Source organism: Paracoccus caeni, from assembly GCF_016629665.1.
GTDB lineage: Bacteria > Pseudomonadota > Alphaproteobacteria > Rhodobacterales > Rhodobacteraceae > Paracoccus > Paracoccus caeni.
Genome location: NZ_JAEPRQ010000009.1, coordinates 20390 through 37389 on the forward strand (window position 1 = coordinate 20390; position 17000 = coordinate 37389).

The 17000-nt window shown below is 62.7% G+C and carries 13 protein-coding genes; 4 read left to right on the plus strand and 9 right to left on the minus strand.

Annotated features, from left to right (window positions below; translation table 11 throughout):
* Window position 1 precedes the first annotated feature (1 nt).
* Both JJJ17_RS17680 and eda read right to left on the minus strand, forming a co-directional pair.
* Window positions 2-1201, minus strand: a complete 1200-nt coding sequence (locus tag JJJ17_RS17680; RefSeq protein WP_200688861.1) for an MFS transporter — start codon at window positions 1199-1201, stop codon at window positions 2-4.
* Between the two features lie 2 nt (window positions 1202-1203).
* A complete protein-coding gene (gene eda, locus JJJ17_RS17685) occupies window positions 1204-1848 on the minus strand; it encodes a bifunctional 4-hydroxy-2-oxoglutarate aldolase/2-dehydro-3-deoxy-phosphogluconate aldolase (RefSeq protein WP_200688863.1) in 645 nt (214 codons plus the stop codon).
* A 270-nt stretch (window positions 1849-2118) separates the two neighbouring features.
* Here eda and JJJ17_RS17690 point away from each other — a divergent pair, with 270 nt between their 5' ends.
* The 3 genes from JJJ17_RS17690 (at window position 2119) to JJJ17_RS17700 (ending at window position 8748) form a co-directional block, all read left to right on the plus strand.
* Window positions 2119-4413 (plus strand): glycosyl hydrolase family 28-related protein, encoded by a 2295-nt coding sequence (locus tag JJJ17_RS17690; protein WP_200688865.1) that lies wholly within the window; start codon window positions 2119-2121, stop codon window positions 4411-4413.
* Window positions 4414-4703: 290 nt separating this feature from the next.
* Window positions 4704-6659 carry an acetate--CoA ligase gene (gene acs, locus JJJ17_RS17695; protein WP_200688868.1) on the plus strand — a complete coding sequence of 652 codons (1956 nt, stop codon included), beginning with the start codon at window positions 4704-4706 and terminating at the stop codon, window positions 6657-6659.
* A gap of 343 nt (window positions 6660-7002) precedes the next feature.
* Window positions 7003-8748 carry an MFS transporter gene (locus JJJ17_RS17700; protein ID WP_234464180.1) on the plus strand — a complete coding sequence of 582 codons (1746 nt, stop codon included), beginning with the start codon at window positions 7003-7005 and terminating at the stop codon, window positions 8746-8748.
* Between the two features lie 68 nt (window positions 8749-8816).
* Here the strand turns inward: JJJ17_RS17700 and JJJ17_RS17705 are convergent, their stop codons facing one another.
* From JJJ17_RS17705 to JJJ17_RS17735, 7 genes are all read right to left on the minus strand, one after another.
* The gene (locus tag JJJ17_RS17705) at window positions 8817-9092 is read right to left on the minus strand and encodes a hypothetical protein (protein ID WP_200688872.1); all 276 of its coding nucleotides are present in this window, start codon (window positions 9090-9092) and stop codon (window positions 8817-8819) included.
* A 238-nt stretch (window positions 9093-9330) separates the two neighbouring features.
* Window positions 9331-9783, minus strand: a complete 453-nt coding sequence (locus tag JJJ17_RS17710; protein WP_325168834.1) for a DUF2267 domain-containing protein — start codon at window positions 9781-9783, stop codon at window positions 9331-9333.
* Window positions 9784-9835: 52 nt separating this feature from the next.
* Window positions 9836-10261, minus strand: a complete 426-nt coding sequence (locus tag JJJ17_RS17715) for a hypothetical protein (protein ID WP_200688876.1) — start codon at window positions 10259-10261, stop codon at window positions 9836-9838.
* Between the two features lie 82 nt (window positions 10262-10343).
* A complete protein-coding gene (locus tag JJJ17_RS17720) occupies window positions 10344-11516 on the minus strand; it encodes a pyridoxal-phosphate-dependent aminotransferase family protein (protein WP_200688878.1) in 1173 nt (390 codons plus the stop codon).
* Window positions 11517-11753: 237 nt separating this feature from the next.
* Complete coding sequence (gene eno, locus JJJ17_RS17725) at window positions 11754-13028, minus strand: phosphopyruvate hydratase (protein ID WP_200688880.1); 1275 nt, start codon at window positions 13026-13028, stop codon at window positions 11754-11756.
* Between the two features lie 70 nt (window positions 13029-13098).
* Entirely contained in the window at window positions 13099-13779 is a 681-nt protein-coding gene (locus JJJ17_RS17730; RefSeq protein ID WP_200688882.1) for an endonuclease/exonuclease/phosphatase family protein, read from the minus strand.
* A 654-nt stretch (window positions 13780-14433) separates the two neighbouring features.
* On the minus strand, window positions 14434-15834 hold the full coding sequence (locus JJJ17_RS17735; RefSeq protein ID WP_200688884.1) for a protein adenylyltransferase SelO: 1401 nt from the start codon (window positions 15832-15834) through the stop codon (window positions 14434-14436).
* Between the two features lie 132 nt (window positions 15835-15966).
* Here JJJ17_RS17735 and obgE point away from each other — a divergent pair, with 132 nt between their 5' ends.
* Window positions 15967-16998 carry a GTPase ObgE gene (obgE, locus tag JJJ17_RS17740; RefSeq protein ID WP_200688886.1) on the plus strand — a complete coding sequence of 344 codons (1032 nt, stop codon included), beginning with the start codon at window positions 15967-15969 and terminating at the stop codon, window positions 16996-16998.
* Window positions 16999-17000: the final 2 nt, after the last annotated feature.

Below are 17000 nucleotides of genomic sequence, written 5' to 3' on the forward strand. Positions count from 1 at the left end.
CTCAGGCGGTTTGCGGGCGGCGGATTAGCCAGAGCAGCGACAGACCGGCCAGCAGCAGGAAGGGCAGCATGGCGATGTTGACCGCGCTCCACCCCGCTTGCGCCGTGCCGCCCGAGCAGTTCATCAGCGCGCCCGAGGATAGGGACGCCACGAACACCCCGCTGAAGACCACTGCGTCGTTAAGGCCTTGGACGCGGCCACGCTCGGCCGGGCTGTGGGCGCGGGTCAGCATGGCAGTGGCGCCGATGAAGCCGAAATTCCAGCCTGTGCCCAGCAGGATCAGCGCCAGATAGAATTGGCCAAGCTGAATCCCTGACAGGGCGACCGCGCCTGCCGCTGCAAGGATGGTGAGGCCAAGGGCCACGATCCGTTCGGCTCCGAAGCGGGTGATCAGGATGCCGGTGAAGAAGCTGGGGATATACATCGCCAGCACATGGGCACTGACGATATCGGCGGCATTGGATTGCGAGAAGCCGCAGCCGATGACGGCCAGCGGGGTCGAGGTCATCACCAGATTCATCAGCGCGTAAGAGACCATCCCGCAGATCATCGCGACAAGGATGCGGGGGCGGCGCAGAAGCTGGGATGTCGGTGTATCGGCATCGCTGCCCGTGGACGCGGCCTCGGGTTTTGGGATGTCCAGCAGGGCGAACAGGAACGGGCCGGTCAGGTTCAGCACCATGACCGCCAGATAGGTGCCAAGGAAGGGAAGCGCCGTCATGCCGTCGGTCAGCTTGACGATGGCGGGGCCGGTGATCGCCGCGACCAGACCGCCGGCCATGACCCAGCTTATCGCCCGGGGGGCATAGTCCGCAGGCGCGGTATCGGTGGCGGCGAAGCGGAAAAAGCCCTGCGCGGCCATGTAAAAGCCGGTCAGAAGCCCGCCCGCCAGCAGCAGCGCGAAAGAGCCCGTCCAGATCGCCGCCGCTGACAGCGCAGCACCTAGGGTCGAGACGATCACGGCAAGCGTGAACCCGGCCTGCCTGCCATGGCGCTGCATGAAGCCCGCGAGCGGGCGGGCAGACAGGGCCGAGCCGAGGATCATCATCGACAGGGGCAGGGTGGCGATGCAGGGGTTGGGGGCCAGCATCTGCCCGGCCAAACCGCCGATGATGAAATTCACCGGCATTTGCGCGCCAAGGATCGCCTGCGCCGCCACGAGAACGAGAAGATTTCGTCTGGTGCGGCGCAGGTCGGTCATGCTCAGCCTTGTCTGAGGGCGGTCGCGGTGCGGGCGCGATCCTCGATCGCGGCCCAGTTTTCGGCGGCGACATCGGCATCCGTCGCGACCCAGCTTCCGCCGACGCAGATCACGTTCGGCAGGCTCAGATAGTCGCGGGCATTCTGGGGAGAGATGCCTCCGGTCGGGCAGAAACTGATATTCGGCAGCGGACCAGCCAGCGATTTCAGCGCGGGCGCACCGCCCACCGCCTCGGCGGGGAAGAATTTCAGCATGTCATAGCCTGCATCTGCGGCGCGCATCACCTCGGACGCGGTGACGGCGCCGGGCAGCAGCGGCAGTTCAAGATCGATGCAAGCCTGAATCAGCCGGTCGGTCAGGCCGGGCGAGACGGCGAATTTCGCGCCTGCATCCTTGGCGCGCTTGGCGTCGTCGGGCGTCAGGACGGTGCCTGCACCGACATGACCACCCTCGACCCCGGCCATGGCGCGGATGGAATCAAGCGCGGCATCGCTGCGCAGCGTCACCTCAAGCACCGGCAGGCCGCCTGCGACCAGCGCGCGGGCAAGGCCCTCGGCGCGGGAGACGTCCTTGATGACGATGACCGGCACCACCGGGGCAAGCTGGCAGAGGGCACGGGTTTTCTGGGACTGAAGTTCGGGGGTCATGACGGCACCTGTCGGTCGAATGTCCTGCATCCGGGGTCGCTGCAAGGTGACCCCAACGGACCTGCGATGCAAGCCCGCAGGTGCGATGCGTGTAGCGCTGATTGCGCTAACTGTAAATCGAGAAGGCCGGAAGAGAGGTGTCCGGGCGTGGCGTTGCGTTTCGGTGCGATGCAACGCGCGGCCCGGCAAGACTGCGTTAACGGATTATAAACTATTCATTCATCCATCACGCAGGCATCGCCCCGGCCCGCATTTCGGATGGAGACAGGAATGAATATCGCGATCACCAATGGCCTTTTGCTGATGCCGCCTGCCTTTCGCGCCGGGCTTGGGGCTTGGTCGCGCACCAATGGAACATCGGGCAGTCCGACCTGGGCCGACGCGGCGAATGCGGCGCTTGTGGCCGGAGATCAGGATTTCGGAACCTGCCTGCAAATCCTGAAGCAGCAGACGACGACCAGCATCCGTTTCACCGGCGAAACGCCGATGATCCCCGGCGTCTATTTTCGCGTCTCGGCGCGGGTGAAGGCCGAGATGGGGGCTTTCTGCGGAGTGCGCATCGCCGGTTGGGCCGGAAATGGCGCGCGGGTTCACGTGAACGGGCTGGTCGAGGTCGGGCCGACGGTCCAACTGACCAGCTATGGCGATGTGGTCGAGATCAGCGCGATTGTGGGTGTCGGTGCGCGGAACGGCGTCGATATGAGTTGGGGGACGCAGCCGGTCTATGGTCATTTCGGGCTGGATCTGGTCGGGCCGAATGGCGGCACTGTTCTGATCGAGTCGGTCAGGATCGAGGATATCACCAGCGCTTTCATCCCCTCGCTGATCGACTGGGTCGATGTCCGCGATTTCGGGGCCAAGGGGGATGATGTCACCAATGATCGCGCGGCCTTTCTGGCGGCGGATGCGGCGTCGAATGGCGGGCATGTGCTGGTGCCCGAGGGGAATTTCTTCATCAGCGGCGATCTGAGCATCCAAAGCCCGATCCGCTTCAAAGGCCGCATCCGCACGCCGGTCGCGACGCGGGTTTTTCTGATGCAGAATTTCGATTTTCCGACCTATGCGGATGCTTTTGGCGATGAGACTTTGGGCCTGAAAAAGGCGTTGCAGGCGCTGTTCGGTTTTACCGACCATGTGACGCTGGATCTGCGCGGTCGCCGCGTCGATTTGACCGAGCCGCTGGTCTTTGACGAATTCGCTCCCGGCGTCACCAGCTTCACCAATCGCCGCACCATCAGCAATGGCGCGCTTCTGGCGGTGGCGGGCCCGGCATGGACATCGGGTCAGTGGACCAGCAACGCAACCTATGATCCGAACCAGCCGCTGCGTTTGTCGAATGTCGTCAACGTCGCCGCCATCGAGATCGGCAGCCGCGTCATCGGCAACGGCGTCGGGCGCGAGGTTTATGTGAACGCGAAGAACGTCGCCGCCAAGACGCTGACCCTGTCGCAGCCGCTGTTCGGGGGCGAGGGGACGCGGAACTATACCTTCCAGCGCTACCGTTACATGTTCGATCTGTCTGGCATTGCCGAGGTGTCGCGCTTCAACTTCATCAATCTTGACCTGAGCTGCGACGGGATCGCCAGCGGCATCATGTTGCCTTTGCAGGGGATCGGCAATTCGGTCCGCGACTGCTTTTTCCGGGGACCGAAGGATCGCGGCGTCACCTCTATCGGGCGGGGCTGTCAGGGGATATTCGTGGATCGTTGCGATTTTCAGTCGGACGAAACCGATCTGCCGGTGCAGGAACGCAAATCCATCGCCATCAACGTGAACGCCAATGATGCGAAGATCCGCGACAATCGCTTTGTCCGCTTTGCGCATTTCATGGTCGCCCATGGCGGTGGGCATATTATCTGCGGCAATCACTGGTTTCAGGGTGACGGATCGGGTGACGGCATCCGGCAGGCCGGGCTGGTGCTGACCCTGACCAATGTGCAGACCACGATCACCGGCAATTACATCGACAATGCCTCGATCGAATGGACCAATGAACATAGCGCAAAGCCGAATTTCACCGGCGGCGCCTTCAGCTTTGGCGGGCTGACGATTACCGGCAACACCTTCCTGTGCAGCGATGCGCTGCCGTGGTTCACATGGCTGACAGTGAAACCCTACGGCAGCGGGCACTATATCCACGGGCTCAGCGTCATGGGGAATGTGTTCAAATCGCTTTACACCGAGATCACAAGGATCGAGCGGGTCGATACCTCGATTGCCGATCTGAACTACGGCAATATGCGGAATATCCAGTTCGAGGGGAACCTGTTCAACGGGGTCGCGAATTACGTCTCTAACCCGCTGATGGTGCAGCACAGTCAGGCCAGTGTCTCGAATATCTGGACGCTGGAGCCGATTGCCGGGCTGCCGTTTCAGGGCTGGGCACGCTCGGTTCAGTCGGTCGTGGCCGAGGGGCCGATCACCACGTCTGGCGGCACCCGTGTCGATGCGATGCCATGGGTTCAGGCCGAGGTCGGGGCCGACCGTCGGCAGGTCCGGTTGAACTGGACACAACCGCTGAAGGGGAATGTCTGCATCTATGCGCGGATGGATCGACCGCGCTGAACCGTCTCAAAGCTGAGACAATTCATTAATTTTTACCCCGCCGCGTGCTTCTCGCGGCGGGTTTTTTATGATGTGTTAACGTAACGGAAACGTGGAGGATGGCGTGCCGGGAAAGGATCAAACAGACCCCGATTTTCAAGATCGGCGTCTGAAATTCCTTTATTGATATACGCTTAACATGAGGAGGGGTTTGTGTATATGTTTGCTTCGGAGAAAGCCGGAGGGTTAAATCCGGCGCTGTCGCATGTCCGGGGAAGAGGCATGCGGGATCAAGGTGAGGAGGCCACTCTATGAGCAGCGAACCCATTGAAAAACATCCAATTCCAGATGGCTTCGCGAACGCGCATATCACCCCTGAATCCTATCGCCGGCTTTATGACGAATCGATTTCGGACCCTGATGGGTTCTGGGGCCGCGAAGGGAAGCGGCTGGACTGGATCACGCCCTATACCAAGGTGAAGAATACCGATTTCACCTTCGGCGATGTCAGCATCAAATGGTTCGAGGATGGCGAGTTGAACGTCGCCGCCAATTGTGTGGACCGGCATCTTGCGACCCGCGCCGATCAGACCGCGATCATCTTTGAACCCGACGATCCCAAGGCCGAGGCGCAGCACATCACCTATGCGCAATTGTCGGAGAATGTGAACCGGCTGGCGAATGTGCTGAAGGATCTGGGCGTCAAGAAGGGCGACCGGGTCGTCATCTATCTGCCGATGATCCCAGAGGCGGCCTATGCGATGCTGGCCTGTGCCCGGCTGGGGGCGATCCACTCGATCGTGTTCGCAGGGTTTTCGCCGGATGCGCTGGCAAGCCGGGTGATCGATTGCGGCGCAAAGCTGGTGATCACCGCCGATACCGCACCGCGTGGCGGACGGCGCACCGGGCTGAAGTCGAATGCCGATATTGCACTGGCGCAGACCGGGCCAGAGGTGAAATGCCTTGTGGTCCGCCATACCGGCGATGATGTGGCGTGGAATGATGACCGCGACATCGACATGAAGGCGCTGATGGCCAAGGCCAGCACCGACTGCCCGCCGGAACCGATGAATGCCGAGGATACGTTGTTCATCCTTTACACTTCGGGTTCGACCGGGAAGCCGAAAGGCGTGGTGCATACGACCGGCGGTTATCTGGTCTTTGCGGCGATCACGCATCAATACGTCTTCGATTACCACGATGGCGATGTGTTCTGGTGCACCGCCGATGTGGGATGGGTCACCGGCCACAGCTATATCATCTATGGCCCGCTGGCGAATGGCGCGACCACGCTGATGTTCGAAGGCGTGCCGACATGGCCGGATGCCGGGCGGTTCTGGGATGTCTGCGACAAGCACAAGGTCACCCAGTTCTACACCGCTCCGACGGCGATCCGGGCACTGATGGGCAAGGGGCCGGAATTCGTGGATGGCCACGATCTGTCCAGCCTGCGTCTGCTGGGCTCGGTCGGCGAGCCGATCAACCCGGAAGCGTGGAATTGGTATAATGAGCATGTCGGCAAGGGCCGCTGCCCGATTGTCGATACATGGTGGCAGACCGAAACCGGCGGTCACCTGATCACGCCGCTGCCGGGTGCGATCGAGACCAAGGCCGGGTCGGCGACGCTGCCCTTCTTTGGGGTCAAGCCCGAGGTGCTGGAGCCTGAGACCGCCAAGGTGGTGGCGGGTAATCCGGCGGAAGGCGTGCTCTGCATCGCAGATAGCTGGCCGGGGCAGATGCGCACCGTCTGGGGCGATCACCAGCGCTTCATGGAGACCTATTTCCAGCAATATCCGGGTTATTACTTCACCGGCGATGGCTGTCGCCGGGATGAGGACGGCTATTACTGGATCACCGGGCGCGTGGATGATGTCATCAACGTCTCAGGTCACCGGATGGGCACGGCCGAGGTGGAATCCGCGCTGGTCGCCCATGACAAGGTGGCCGAGGCTGCCGTCGTCGGCTACCCGCATTCGCTGAAGGGGCAGGGCATCTATGCCTATGTCACGCTGATGAACGGGATCGAGCCGACCGAGGAGCTGCGGTCAGAGCTGGAGAAATGGGTCCGCAACGAAATCGGACCGATTGCCAAGCCCGACCTGATCCAATGGGCACCGGGCATGCCCAAGACCCGTTCCGGCAAGATCATGCGCCGCATCCTGCGCAAGATCGCCGAGAATGATTACGGCAGCCTTGGCGATATCTCGACTCTGGCCGAGCCGGAGGTGGTCGATGATCTGATCGCCAACCGGATGAACCGGGGCTGAATAAAAAGGGGCCGTCCCGGAGGGATGGCCCTTCTTGTCGCCGGGCGTTGCATATGCCCGGTCAACCGCGCCCTAGGGCGAGCCGGACGGAGAGATCCGCGACCGGCAAGAGCCGACCAAATCCGGTGGGGGAGCATCGGTTTCGGTCCAAGATCCGACCATACCCGCATTTCATGAGTGACTTGTTACCTGCATGACCACGACGACTGGCTGCGAATGGAGGCGAAGCCGTTGTCGAGGGTATTGGAACGGTTGAAACGCCGGAGGGAATCCGGTTTGGCACACAAGGAGGAGAGGACATATGGTAGCAACGTCCCCTGATACGGGCGCACGATCGCGCCCGATGACGGCAGAAGAAAAGAAAGTCATCATTGCTTCATCTGCCGGAACGATCTTTGAATGGTATGATTTTTATCTTTACGGTTCGCTTGCATCCATTATCGGTGCGCAATTCTTCACAGCTTTCCCGGAAGCCACCCGAAACGTATTCGCCCTGCTGGCATTCGCCGCAGGGTTTCTTGTTCGCCCTTTCGGCGCGCTGGTCTTCGGTGCGCTTGGCGACCTGATCGGACGAAAATACACCTTCCTGATGACCATCCTGATCATGGGCGTCTCGACCTTTCTGGTCGGTCTGTTGCCCGGCTATCAGGCCTGGGGGATCGCCGCGCCGATTATCCTGATCGCGCTTCGGATGCTGCAGGGGCTGGCGCTTGGCGGTGAATATGGCGGCGCCGCCGTCTATGTGGCCGAACACGCGCCACAGGGCAGGCGAGGCTATTTCACCTCGTTCATCCAGACGACGGCCACGGTCGGCCTGCTCCTGTCGCTGATCGTGATCCTGATCGTCACCTCGGTCGTGAACGCGAATTATGCCCCGGTTCCGCAATTCGGGCTGGATGGGCAGCCGCTGCTGGATGCGGCGGGGGCGCAGGTCATGCTGGACCCGTTCCGGGCATGGGGCTGGCGGATTCCGTTCCTTGGCTCGATCTTCCTCTTGGCGATCTCGCTTTATATCCGCCTGCAAATGAACGAGTCCCCGGCCTTCAAGAAGATGAAGGAAGAGGGTGCCCAGTCCAAGGCACCGCTGAAGGAAGCCTTTGGCAACTGGAAGAACGGCAAGATCGCCCTGATCGCGCTGTTCGGTCTGACCGCCGGTCAGGCAGTGGTCTGGTATTCGGGTCAGTTCTACGCGCTGTTCTTCCTGCAGAACGTGGTGCGCGTCGATGCCTTCTCGACCAACGTCTTCGTGGCATGGTCGCTGATCCTTGGCACCGCCGGTTTCATCTTCTTCGGCTCGCTGTCGGACCGGATCGGGCGTAAGCCGATCATCCTTGGCGGCTGTGCGCTGGCGGCGATCACCTATATGTGGGTGTTCCCGATGCTGACGAAGGTGGCGAACCCCGCCCTGTCGGCGGCGCAGTCGGTCGACGTGACAGTGACCGCGGACCCGAACGACTGTTCGTTCCAGTTCAACCCGGTCGGCACCGCGCAGTTCAACAATTCCTGCGATATCGTGAAAGGTGCGCTGTCGCGGGCTTCGGTGAACTCGCATACCGAGGACGGACCTGCGGGTCAGGTCGCCACGGTTCAGATCGGCGAAACGGTCGTGCAGTCCTATGACGGCAATACCCTGACCGGCGAAGCCTTGGCTGCCGAGAAGGACCGCTTCACCGCCGAGATCAATGCGGCGTTGACGGATGCGGGTTATCCGCTGGTGGCTGCCGACAATACGACGGTGGCGAAGGCGAACCACTTCTTCGACATCTTCAAGGCGCAGAATATCGCGGTGGTGCTGATCCTGACCTATCTGATCGTTCTGGTGACGATGGTTTATGGCCCGATCGCGGCGCAGTTGGTCGAGCTTTACCCGACCCGGATCCGCTATTCCGGCCTGTCGCTTCCCTATCACATCGGGAACGGCTGGTTCGGGGGCCTGCTTCCGGCGACGGCCTTCGCGATTTCGGCCCAGACCGGCAATATCTATGCCGGCCTGTGGTATGCGATCATCATCGCGGTGATGACCGTGGTGATCGGGGCGATTTTTGTTCCCGGCGATTCGCACAAGAAGGACATCTTCAAGGACGACTGATCCTTGCCGGATGATGTCAACGAAACGGGCCGGGAATGATCCCCGGCCCGTTTTCCATTCCGCGTATCTTATCCGCGCCGCTGCCAGAGCCGCCAGATCCCCAGCCCGATCGCCACATAGACCGCATTGACCACGATCCCGGTCGCCACCTGCTGCCAGAGCGGCGCAAGCGCCCCGGCCGAGGTGGTCAACGGGATCATCACCGCCACGAAAACCACACCCGCCGCCAGCGGCAGCAGCGTGCCGGTGGTGGCTTCGGTCCTGAGCATGGTTGCAATCAGCGCGATCAGCAGCCCGATGCGAAAGACATCGGTGGCCTGCTGGACGATAAGGTCTGAAATCATTGAATATCCCCCGTTTGTGGCAGTCTAGCGGGGGCCTGCGGCAGGGTCCAGAAATGATGGGGAAGGGTTTGATCGGTCGCTGAAATCATCATGGGGTGTCAGCCGGATTCCTGCTGATGGTAGTGGTGAAGGCGCCCTTCAATGCTGCCGATGTACTATTTGCAATTGGCGGCCCGTCAAGGATTGGAAGCATCGAGCCAACGCGGCAATTTTCCCTGCTAGGGATAAGATTGTCCGGTCAGAAGATCCTTTGCTCAAGCTCGTGCGGATCGCTTACCTCGACATACCAGAACTCTGCCGCGCCACCCGGCAGCGCAGCCAGAACGCGCTCCAGATCTGCTTTGTTCATGTAACGCCGCAGGGTCCACGCCGTTGCCTCGATGGCATTGTCGGGGGTCAGGTTGTGGTTCTGCCTGACCTGCTTCACCTCTTGCACCAATGTCGCGCGATCCGGAAAGGGCAGAGGCGGCGTCTGCACCTTCCAGTTGGCAACAAAGATCGCGCGTGGGATCGATGGAAGGACGCCGGCGAAATCCAGCCCCTGCTGCGCGGTCAGGCGGCGCCGAAAGACCTGCAGCACGCCATCCATCGCCGTATAGGCCGAGTTTTCGGAAACCAGATCCATCCGGTCTCGCAGGTCGTCAAGAATTGCTTTCCATTCTTTCGACGCGTGGCGGTAGGTCCACGGCATTGGCATATCCTGAGCCTCGCTTTCCGTCAGTCGGGCGATTGCTGCGCCAACCTTAAAGCTCCACCTCCGGCTGATCGGGATCGGGCGTGAAGTCCGGTATTGTCGGTGCGGGTCCGTCATCCGGGCGGGGCGTCGTCATATCGCGCAGGTTGTCGCCAAGCGGCGGTGCTGGCGGTGCGCCGATCTTGCGGCGGATCAGGATGTCGCCGTTCTCCAGCCGCTCGGGCGCCTGATAATGCCGCAGGTCATCGACCAGAACCGACAGATCCTTCAGCACCGGGCCAAGCCGCGACAGCGCCCCCGACATGCCGTCGCCCATCTGCTCCATCTCCGGGGCCATGTCGCGCAGCATGTTCTCCATGAAAGAGCCCATGATGCCGTCAAGCAGGCCGGGTTCCTCGGCCTCGTCCTGCGCAAGGACAGGAGGGGTTGCGATCAGCATCAGGGCGACGGACAGGGTGGCAAGATGTTTCATCATGACCCGATGATGGGAACTGGTGCGGACAATTCAAGGAAATTGCGCATGAATAGGCTGGGCCGCGCCTATCGGTCAGCGGGGTTCACGCCGGTTCGGCGATGACCCGCGCCGCAGCTTCCAGCGCGCCCTTGCCATGCGGAATACCAAGCGCGGTCAGCCCGGCCTCCATCACGCCCAGCGTGCCCAGCACCATCGCCGCGTTGCAATGGCCCATATGCGCCACCCGCAGCGCATTGGCCGGATCGGTCGCGCCAAGCCCGATGCCCAGCGTCACCCCGCAATGCGCCGCCGTCCATGACCTGAGCGCCTCTGCCCCCGGAATTGCGATCGCCGTGACCGAGGCCGCGCGCGCGGCCGGATCGCGGATCGGCAACCGGATGCCGCTATCGCCTTCGCCCCAGGCATCGACCGCCGCCCAGACCGCACGGGCCAGCGCCGCGTGACGCGCCCAGACCGCGAACAGACCTTCTTCGTCAAGGATCATCCGCAGCGCCTCGTCCAGTGCAAAGACATGCTGAACAGGCGGCGTGCCGCCCCAATAGCGCCACAGCGCGTCGCCCTCGGCGCGGGGATGCCAGTCCCAATAGGGCGAGGTCAGCGTGGTCCGTCCCCGCGCCCGCGCCTTTTCCGAGAACCAGACGAAACAGGTTCCGGGCATGCACATCAGCCCCTTCTGGCTGGCGGCGATCAGCACATCGACGCCCCAGTCATCCATCATCATCGGCGCACAGCCCAGAGAGGCGATGGCATCGACGACCAGCAGCGCCGGATGATCGCCCATCGCCGCGCGCATCGCCGGAATATCGGCCATGGCGGCGCTGGCGGTGTCGATCTGGCACAGCATGACCGCCTTGATGCTGGCCTCGGGATCGGCGCGCAGACGCTCGGCCAGACGGTCGGGATCGGCGGGTTGCAGACCGAAATCCAGCACTTCGACCACCACGCCCATCGCGGCCAGCGTCTGCGCCCAGCTTTGCCCGAAATGCCCCGAGGTCAGGATCAGCGCCCGGTCCCCCGGCTCGAACAGGTTCGCGGCAGAGGCTTCCCACGCCGCATGACCGTTGCCGATATAGGGGGCGACATGGGCGGTGGTGCCTGCCAGCCGCTTCAGTTGCGCCATCACCTGTTGGTTCAGCAGGGCAAGGTCTTCGCCATAGATATCCGGCGAGGCGCGATGTGCGGCGCGCGCGACGCGGTCGGGAAGGGGCGAAGGGCCGGGGATGGCAATGACGGGGTGACCGGCGGCGAGACTCATGGCGATGTCCTGAAAGTTAACGGAGAATCGGTAGGCGCGGGATCGCGGAAGGTCAACCTTGTCCATGGGTCAGCGCCATCGGAACAGGTTGAAGAAGCACCGCCGGATAACGATCTGCCTCTGGGCATCGCCGGGTAGTCCCCAGGGTCGGACGGCCCTGTGCGCTATGTGTCACGGTCACAAAAGAAAGCCCGCCCGGAATGCTACCGGGCGGGCCATATCTGCAAGGTCTTGCTGTCAGCGCAGGATCGAACGACCTGCATAGACTGCCGAAGCGCCCAGCATTTCCTCGATCCGGATAAGCTGGTTGTATTTCGCCAGCCGGTCCGAACGGGCCAGCGAGCCGGTCTTGATCTGGCCGCAATTGGTGGCGACGGCCAGATCGGCGATGGTCGCATCCTCGGTCTCGCCCGAACGGTGCGACATGACCGAGGTATAGCGCGCCCGGTCCGCCATCCGCACCGCATCCAGCGTCTCGGACAGGGTGCCGATCTGGTTCACTTTCACGAGCAGGCTGTTGGCGCAGCCTTTCAGGATACCCTCTTCCAGACGGGCCGGGTTGGTCACGAACAGGTCGTCGCCGACCAGTTGCACCTTTGCGCCCAGCTTGTCGGTCAGCAGCTTCCAGCCTTCCCAGTCATCCTCGGAACAGCCATCCTCGATCGACAGGATCGGATAGTCGGCACACAAGGCCGCCAGATATTCGACGTTTTCAGCCGGGCTCAGCGATTTGCCTTCGCCTGACAGCTCGTATTTGCCGTTCTTGAAATACTCGGTAGAGGCGCAGTCCAGCGCCAGCATGATATCGTCGCCGGGCTTGTAGCCTGCCTTTTCGATGGCCTTCAGAATGAAATCCAGCGCATCGCGGGTCGAGGACAGGTTCGGCGCAAAGCCGCCCTCATCGCCGACGCCGGTGGCCAGACCCGCTGCCGAAAGCTCTTTCTTCAGCGTGTGGAAGACTTCCGAACCCATGCGGACGGCTTCGCGGATATTGCCCGCGCTGACCGGCATGATCATGAATTCCTGAATGTCGATCGGGTTGTCGGCATGTTCGCCGCCATTGATGATGTTCATCATCGGCACCGGCAGGATATGCGCGCCCGCACCGCCGACATAGCGGTAAAGCGGCTGGGCCGAGGTTTCCGCCGCAGCCTTCGCCACCGCCAGCGAGACGCCAAGGATGGCATTCGCGCCCAGACGGCCCTTGTTCGGGGTGCCGTCAATCTCGATCATCAGCGCGTCGATGCTGCGCTGCTCGGTCGCGTCTTCGCCGATCAGGTTCTCGGCCAATTCGCCGTTGACCGCCGCTACCGCTTCCAGCACGCCCTTGCCCTGATAGCGCGATTTGTCGCCATCGCGCTTTTCCACCGCCTCATGCGCGCCGGTCGAGGCGCCCGAGGGCACCGCCGCGCGGCCAAGGCTGCCGTCTTCCAGCGTCACATCGACCTCGACGGTCGGGTTGCCACGGCTGTCCAGAATCTCGCGTGCGTAGATATCGATGATGGCGGTCATGTGTCCCTCCGGTTCCGAAAATGTTAGCGCCTACTTACTTGCCGTAGCGTCCGGCGGAAAGGCGCAATTTTCAGGGAAGCTCGATTTCGGCCCAGATCGGCAGATGATCCGAAGCATCGCGCGCCCTTTCGCCCGCGAAGACGCCCGAACGGACCAGTTTCAGCGTGGTCGAGAAGGCCATTCGGTCCAGTCGGAACTGTGGCAGAGGCGCGGGATAAGAGGGGCCGGGCGCGATCACCCGGAACCCGGCAAGCGATTCCAGCCCCCGGTCGTCGCGCCATTCGTTGAAATCGCCCATCAGCGCGATGTTGTCTTCGGCAATGCGCGAGGCCTGCGCGGTGATCCGCGCCAGTTGCGCCCGGCGCGAGGACCGGGCCAGTCCCAGATGGACGCCGATGACAGTCAGCTTCGGCAGGCGCAACACCAACGCCCCGCGCGGCTCGATACCCGGCAGGGGCATCCGGCGGATCACGGCCTGTTCGGCCAGTTCCGGGCGCATGAGGATGGTCTGCCCGTGCCAGCCGAGTGAGGTCTCGCTGGTCCGGTTGAACTCGGCCGGGACAAGGCCGGTGGTTTCGGTGATCAGGCGACGGGGCAGGGCTTCGGGGCGCGCGCCGAGGCGGAAATCGACCTCTTGCAAGGCGATGATGTCAGGGTCCAGCGCGGCGATGACGGCAAGGTTGCGTTCCGGTGCATGCGGGCCGGTCAGGCCACGGCATTTGTGCAGATTGTAGCTGGCGAGTTTCAACATCAGGTTTTGAACATGCGGATGGTGCCGACCATCGTTTTCCGGTGGTGAAGATAAAGCGCCCGCCCGGAACCAAGGTGCCTGAAAGGCACCGCCGGGCAGTGTCCAGCCGCCCCACCGGCTGGGCACTTTGTCACCGTTCCGCGCAACAGTTCTGGACGGCCGGGCGGCACCATAAAGCGCTTCAATACCATCGTTGTCGTGCCCATCCGCGGCTGGTCACCGCCCTTCGCGTTTGTCTTCTGAAGCTGCCGAGGCAGATTTGCAGCGTTTAAAATCGTCTGAAGATAAAGCGCCCGCCCGGAATCAAGGTGCCGCAGGCACCGCCGGGCAGTGCCCATCCGCCCCCCGGATGGGCACTTTGTCACCGTTCCGCGCAACAGTTCCGTTCGGCGGGGTGGCACGATAAAGCACATCAATACCGGCGTTGCCGTGCCCCTCCGCGGATGGTCACAGCCCTCTGCACTGGTTTGCGAAGGTAGCCAGTCCGATTTCCGAACGCCCGCTTCCGCATGACCGGACGCAAGCTGCGGCAAAGGCACCGCCCTCAGCATCATGCCGCTAGGGTCGAAAGCTAGAATATCGTTCCTCCCCGGTGGTGGTTCGTCGTTCATCGCAGATTATGAATTGCGCCGCTGGTGGCAACCTGCCGAAGTGTCACGTGCCGCAGAAAGTCTGGCGAACGACTTCTTCCGGGCGCGGCGGCACCGCCAGATCATCCCATTCTGCCCGTTTTTCGCGCGGATGCGTGACAGCTTCGAACAGACGGCGGAAGGGCGCAAGATCGCCCGCAACGGCCGAGGCGATGATCTCTTCCACACGATGATTGCGCGGGATGCGGACCGGATTGGCATGGGCCAGAAGCTCGGGGTCGGGATTGTGCTTTTGCCACGTCACCGCCCATGCGTCGAAGGCGTCGCGGTCGATGAACTCATCCCGCGCCGAGCCATCGGCCAGACCGGCGAAGACGCGGGTAAAGTCGGCATTCTGCCGCGCCATCAGCGTCAGCAATTCCTCGGTCAGCGCCTGCACATCGGTGGTATCGCTGAGCCCCAGCTTTTCACCGAACCGCCGCAGCCATGCCCCCTGATACAAAGGCGCGAAGACATGAACCGATTTCGTCGCGGCCTCGATGGCGGCATCCTGTTCGCCCATCAGCGGGATCAGACAGGTCGCCAATTGCGCAAGGTTCCAGACCGCGATTTGCGGCTGCTGCGCCCAGGCATAGCGGCCATGAGCGTCGATCGAGGAAAAGACCGTGTTCGGGTGATAGGCATCCATGAAGGCGCAAGGCCCATAGTCGATGGTCTCGCCCGAAACCGCCATATTGTCGGTATTCATCACCCCATGGACAAAGCCAAGCGCCATCCAATGCGCAATCGTCTCGGCCTGACGGGCGACGACATGATCCAGCAGCGATAGCGGCCCATTGGCGGCGGGATAATGGCGGCTGATGACGTGATCGGTCAGCTCGGCCAGCGCATCGACCTTGTCGCGGACGGCGAAGAACTGGAACGTGCCGACGCGGATATGGCTGGAGGCCACGCGGGTCAGCACCGCGCCCGGCAGGCCGTGATCGCGCCAGACCGTCTCGCCCGTCGCAACGGCGGCCAGCGCCCGGGTGGTCGGAACCGCCATCGCATTCATGAATTCGCTGACCAGATATTCCCGCAAGACCGGCCCCATCCACGCCCGCCCATCGCCGCGACGAGAGAACGGCGTCTTGCCGCTGCCCTTCAACTGGATATCGAAGCGCGCACCGTCCGGCGCCACCACCTCGCCCAGCAGCACCGCGCGCCCGTCGCCAAGCTGCGGAACGAAGCCGCCGAACTGATGACCGGCATAGGCCTGCGCAATCGGGTCGGCGCCGTCGGGGACGGCATTTCCAGCCAGCATCTGCAACCCGTCAGGGCTTCGCAGCCAGCCAGCATCAAGGCCCAGCCGCGCGGCCAGCCCGTCGTTCAGCGCCAGCAGATCGGGCGCTTCGACCGGGGTTGGCTTGGTGCGGGCATAGAAGTTTTCCGGCAGGCGGGCATAGCTGTTGTCGAACTTGATCATGACGGCCTCCTGTAGATCATCTAGTGACTGGTGTGGCCGGTGAAAAGGTCTGCATTTGCAGCCGTGGTGACGGGCAGGGGTCTTGCGTGCAGGGGGATGGGCGCGTATCGCGGGATCAAAGGAGCCTTTACGATGAAATTTCTCGATCTCGCCAAAGTCTATATCCGCTCGGGCGGCGGCGGCGCGGGCTGTGTCTCGTTCCGGCGCGAGAAGTTCATTGAATATGGCGGTCCCGATGGCGGCGACGGCGGACGCGGCGGCGATGTCTGGGCCGAGGCGGTCGAGGGGCTGAACACGCTGATCGATTTCCGCTATCAGCAGCATTTCTTCGCCAAATCCGGCCAGCATGGCATGGGCAGCCAGATGACCGGAAAATCGGGTGACGAGGTTGTGCTGAAAGTGCCGGTCGGCACCGAAATTCTGGAAGAGGACGAGGAAACCGTCATCGCCGACCTGACCGAGCCGGGCCAGCGCATTTTGCTGGCCAAGGGCGGCAATGGCGGCTTCGGCAACCTGCATTTCAAATCCTCGACCAACCGCGCGCCGCGCAACGCCAATCCGGGTCTGCCGGGGGTCGAACGCACGATCTGGCTGCGGCTGAAACTGATCGCCGATGCCGGGCTGGTCGGGCTGCCGAATGCGGGGAAATCGACGTTTCTGGCCGCCGTCTCGAACGCGCGCCCGAAGATCGCCGATTATCCCTTCACCACGCTGCACCCCAATCTGGGCGTGGTTGGCGTGGACGGGCATGAATTCGTCATCGCCGATATTCCCGGCCTGATCGAGGGCGCCAGCGAGGGCAGGGGCCTTGGCGATCAGTTTCTGGGTCATGTCGAACGCAGCAATGTGCTGCTGCATCTGGTCGATGGCACCTCCGAGGATGTGGCGGGCGATGCGCGCACCATCCTGACCGAGCTTGAGGCCTATTCGCCGGTGCTGATGCAGAAGCCCCGGGTCACGGCGCTGAACAAGATCGACGCGCTGGACGATGAGACCATCGCCGAGCGCCGGGCAGAGCTTGAGGCAGAGATCGGCGGACCGGTCATGACCATGTCCGGCGTCTCGCGTCAGGGTGTGACCGAGGTGCTGCGGTCACTATGGGTCGAGGTCGCGCCGACCCGGAAGGTGAAGGGCGAGGAATCTGACACGTCATGGCGGCCCTAGGA

Coding starts and splice junctions, on each gene's coding strand:
- eno (WP_200688880.1), bottom strand. CDS start 13,028: ATGACCGCCATCATCGATATCTACGCACGCGAGATTCTGGACAGCCGT.
- JJJ17_RS17720 (WP_200688878.1), bottom strand. CDS start 11,516: ATGAGTCTCGCCGCCGGTCACCCCGTCATTGCCATCCCCGGCCCTTCG.
- JJJ17_RS17680 (WP_200688861.1), bottom strand. CDS start 1,201: ATGACCGACCTGCGCCGCACCAGACGAAATCTTCTCGTTCTCGTGGCG.
- eda (WP_200688863.1), bottom strand. CDS start 1,848: ATGACCCCCGAACTTCAGTCCCAGAAAACCCGTGCCCTCTGCCAGCTT.
- JJJ17_RS17715 (WP_200688876.1), bottom strand. CDS start 10,261: ATGATGAAACATCTTGCCACCCTGTCCGTCGCCCTGATGCTGATCGCA.
- JJJ17_RS17710 (WP_325168834.1), bottom strand. CDS start 9,783: ATGCCGTGGACCTACCGCCACGCGTCGAAAGAATGGAAAGCAATTCTT.
- JJJ17_RS17700 (WP_234464180.1), top strand. CDS start 7,003: ATGACGGCAGAAGAAAAGAAAGTCATCATTGCTTCATCTGCCGGAACG.
- JJJ17_RS17690 (WP_200688865.1), top strand. CDS start 2,119: ATGAATATCGCGATCACCAATGGCCTTTTGCTGATGCCGCCTGCCTTT.
- JJJ17_RS17735 (WP_200688884.1), bottom strand. CDS start 15,834: ATGATCAAGTTCGACAACAGCTATGCCCGCCTGCCGGAAAACTTCTAT.
- JJJ17_RS17730 (WP_200688882.1), bottom strand. CDS start 13,779: ATGTTGAAACTCGCCAGCTACAATCTGCACAAATGCCGTGGCCTGACC.
- acs (WP_200688868.1), top strand. CDS start 4,704: ATGAGCAGCGAACCCATTGAAAAACATCCAATTCCAGATGGCTTCGCG.
- JJJ17_RS17705 (WP_200688872.1), bottom strand. CDS start 9,092: ATGATTTCAGACCTTATCGTCCAGCAGGCCACCGATGTCTTTCGCATC.
- obgE (WP_200688886.1), top strand. CDS start 15,967: ATGAAATTTCTCGATCTCGCCAAAGTCTATATCCGCTCGGGCGGCGGC.